Raw genomic sequence first — 4,057 nt, forward strand, 5'->3', positions numbered from 1 at the left:
GGGGGTACCAGTTATCGTGCCAACGGTAAACGCGGGGGAACCAAGTGCGGAGCGGAGAACCGCTGAAAGCATCTAAGTGGGAAGCCCACCTCAAGATGAGTGCTCTCACCACAATAAGTGGGTAAGGTCACGGGCAGAACACCCGTTCTTAGGCGGTAGGTGGAAGTGCAGCAATGTATGTAGCCGAGCCGTGCTAACAGACCGAGGGCTTGACCTCACAACTCATTTGGTTTCGCGTTACTTGCAGTCTTCAGGGTTTCTGAAGTATTAGAAATGTAAAATTTCAAAAGTCATTTTTAATTTTACATTTTTAATTTTTAATTCCCATCAGGTTTTCCTGGTGTCTATTGCGCGGTGGAACCACACTGAACCCTTCCCGAACTCAGAGGTGAAACGCTGCTGCGGCAACGATAGTTTAGGGGTAGCCCTACGCAAAAATAGCTCGATGCCAGGTTTATTCTTACAACAAGCCCCAAGCAATCATAATTGCTTGGGGCTTTTGTTTACCCTGAATTTTTAGTATTGGCAATGTAATTAAGATCAAATGCTGTTTGTCCCTGTTTGATAAGATGGTTGGCATACTTGGAGAAGTTCATAAGTCGTTCGTTCACCCTATGACAACCAAAAAATATGTTTACTGGCAAGATGAGGAGATGGTTAATATGGCGTTGTAGCCGAACGTGGAGAGGTTATTTGGTAAGAATATGAGGGCAATCTGTGTCGGCTCAAGTTTACCTTACCCTGAAGGAAGCAAGCTAGAGATGGGTCTAAATTGCTATGTGAAACTGTTTTTATGTTTGAAGAATTATTTTGACTTTTGAATTTAAAAAATGTCCCGTTCTGGATACACACTTCCCGTCTTTGCTTGCGCTGCTGCTGTTGCAGCTTTACACTGGTTACACAATCGCCAATCCCTAACTTTAGCATCTGTAGATTTAATTGAACCCGCTCAAATCGCAGAAATCCCCATTGAACAGGTCGCAGGACTATCTGATAGTACAGCTTTAGCGATCGCTCGCAGCGATCCCGGTGATAATCTCGATTTGACTAAAGATACACCGATTTGGGCATTGGTGGAATGGCGAGAACAGGGTGATGATGCAGTAATTATTAAAGGTGGGGAAGGGATTGGTAGGCAATTAAATGCTGATGACAAGCCAGCCATTTATGCTTATGCTCAAAGGCTGTTGCAAGAGAATTTGCAACGGATGTTAGCACCTGGGGAAAAAATCACGGTGACGATTATTCTACCCGAAGGGCGATCGCTTGCTGTTCGGACTTCAAATTCTGCCTTTGGTGTGGTTGAAGGACTTTCGCTTTTAGGCACAACAGGCATTTCTCAACCCTTAAGTACACCAGATCAGCTTGCAGTTTTTCGGGCGGAATTACAAAATAAAGCCAGTCGTTTTGAGAGTTTAATATTCTGTATCGGCGAAAATGGCTTAGATTTAGCGCGTAAACTAGGGATTAATCCTGAACAATTAGTCAAAACGGCTAACTGGCTCGGCCCAATGTTAGTAGAAGCTGATGTGCTGGGTGTGAAAGAAATCTTATTATTTGGCTATCACGGTAAACTGATGAAACTGGCAGGAGGGATTTTTCACACTCATCACTACTTGGCTGATGGACGACGGGAAATTTTAGCAGCGCACTGTGCGATCGCAGGTTTAAAATTACCAGATATCCAAGCTGTGTTTAATAGTGCTACCGCCGAAGCAGCACTAACATATCTAAAATCGCTAGATGCTGCAACTGGCAGTGATTGGGTAAATCAAGTTTACAGTGCGATCGCTGAAACCATCGATGTTCGTTCCCAAGAATACATCCAAAGCCATAGCCAAAAGGGGACAGGAACTACAGTCTGTGGCTCTATCCTCTTTGATCGCGATCGCAAAATTATTGTGAAGAGTAAAACTGCTCGTCTGTTGATGGGAAAATTATGTTAATTTATTATGAATAATCGTAAACAATCCAAATAAATAATCTTTTAAGTAACCACTCTAGGGTAAGTTTATCGTTTTAATACCATCTCCGACTCCGGGACTAGACAAGCGCACATAACCTCGCGTTTGTCTAGGGCTTTTATACCATTATCAGCCTAACCAGGCTGAATAATAGCATCACTATAGACCACAAAGCATCTATCCTTAACAGACATAACACTCCCGTCATGAATACAGCGGTGACTCTACCAACAGAACAAGCGCCCCAAACATTGGAAAATTTTGGGCGGCTTGATCGCCAATTGATTGTAATTCTGGATTTCGGCTCTCAATATTCTGAGTTGATTGCCCGTCGCATCCGCGAGACTCAAGTATACTCTGAAGTTTTATCCTATCGCACTACTTCTGAACAATTGCGCCAACTCAATCCCAAGGGAATCATCCTCTCCGGTGGGCCGAGTTCGGTTTATGGTGATAACGCTCCCCATTGTGACCCAGAAATCTGGAATTTGGGAATACCCATTTTGGGTGTTTGCTATGGGATGCAGCTGATGGTGAACCAACTCGGTGGCGAAGTGGCAAAGGCCGATCGAGGTGAGTACGGCAAAGCATCATTATATATTGATGATCCCACAGATTTGCTCACCAACGTCGAAGATGGCACCACTATGTGGATGAGTCACGGAGACTCAGTTATCCAAATGCCATCGGGGTTTGAATTGCTGGCACATACAGAAAATACTCCCTGTGCTGCCATTGCTGACCACGAAAGGAAACTTTACGGTGTTCAGTTCCATCCAGAGGTGGTGCATTCTCTTGGCGGAATAGCATTAATCCGTAATTTTGTCTACCATATCTGCGATTGCGAACCCACTTGGACAACAGCGGCTTTTGTGGAAGAAGCAATTCAAGAAATTCGCGCCAGAGTTGGCGAGAAGCGAGTGCTGTTGGCGCTGTCTGGTGGAGTGGATTCTTCTACCCTGGCGTTCTTGCTGTATAAAGCCATTGGTGAACAACTGACTTGCGTGTTTATCGATCAAGGCTTTATGCGAAAGTATGAGCCAGAGCGATTGGTAAAGCTGTTCCAAGAGCAGTTTCACATTCCTGTAGAGTATGTTAATGCCCGCGATCGCTTTTTAGCTAGAGTTGCTGACATTACAGATCCCGAAGAAAAACGCCGCCGCATCGGACACGAATTTATTGCTGTATTTGAGGAAACATCCAAACGCCTTGGTCACTTTGACTATTTGGCTCAAGGGACTCTTTATCCAGATGTTATCGAATCTGCTGACACCAACGTTGATCCCCAAACTGGTGAGCGGGTAGCGGTGAAAATTAAGAGCCATCACAATGTTGGCGGTTTACCCAAAGACCTAAGATTTAAATTGGTAGAACCACTGCGGAAACTATTTAAAGATGAAGTCCGCAAAGTTGGGCGTTCCATTGGTTTACCAGAAGAAATTGTCCAACGGCAACCTTTTCCTGGGCCTGGTTTGGCAATTCGCATCTTGGGGGAAGTCACATCTGAGCGGTTAAATATTTTGCGTGATGCCGATTTGATTGTCCGGCAAGAAATTAACCAACGCGGTATGTATCATGATTTCTGGCAAGCATTTGCTGTATTGCTGCCAATTCGTAGTGTTGGCGTTATGGGGGATCAACGCACTTACGCTTACCCCATTGTTTTGCGGATTGTGACCAGTGAAGATGGCATGACTGCTGATTGGGCAAGAGTCCCTTACGATGTCTTGGAAGTGATTTCCACTCGGATTGTGAATGAGGTGAAAGGAGTAAATCGGGTGGTTTATGACATCACCTCTAAGCCGCCTGGAACTATTGAATGGGAGTAATCAAGTTTTGAGTTGACTTAACTAAAAGTTCATCACTCTTGGCTATAGTTCAGATCCCTTGCAGTAGATTAGATTCATATACAGTAGTCTGCAAGTTAATCAGTTAAACCTTTTCAACTCAAGAGCCAGGTATAAAGCCTATTACAGCACGGCATAAATCCAGCTACCATCTCAATTAAACAGACAAGTAGGGTCCATTTCATTAAATTACTCCTACTTGACCCAACTGGATTAAACGTAGGCCAGGTTCCATCACGGTGTCCT

2 protein-coding genes and 2 rRNA genes are annotated in these 4,057 nt (G+C 44.3%); all 4 read left to right on the top strand.

Going from position 1 to position 4,057, the window contains the following annotated elements; translation table 11 throughout:
- Window positions 1-217 (top strand): 23S ribosomal RNA (locus RRG12_RS41600); the annotation flags it as partial.
- A 119-nt stretch (window positions 218-336) separates the two neighbouring features.
- Window positions 337-454: ribosomal RNA gene (rrf, locus tag RRG12_RS41605) — 5S ribosomal RNA — on the top strand.
- Between the two features lie 376 nt (window positions 455-830).
- A complete protein-coding gene (gene cbiD, locus RRG12_RS41610; protein ID WP_420759962.1) occupies window positions 831-1,946 on the top strand; it encodes a cobalt-precorrin-5B (C(1))-methyltransferase CbiD in 1,116 nt (371 codons plus the stop codon).
- Between the two features lie 224 nt (window positions 1,947-2,170).
- Window positions 2,171-3,793 (top strand): glutamine-hydrolyzing GMP synthase, encoded by a 1,623-nt coding sequence (gene guaA / locus RRG12_RS41615; protein ID WP_069073694.1) that lies wholly within the window; start codon window positions 2,171-2,173, stop codon window positions 3,791-3,793.
- The last annotated feature ends 264 nt before the right edge of the window (window positions 3,794-4,057 follow it).

It is taken from the genome of Nostoc sp. CALU 546, assembly GCF_048836525.1.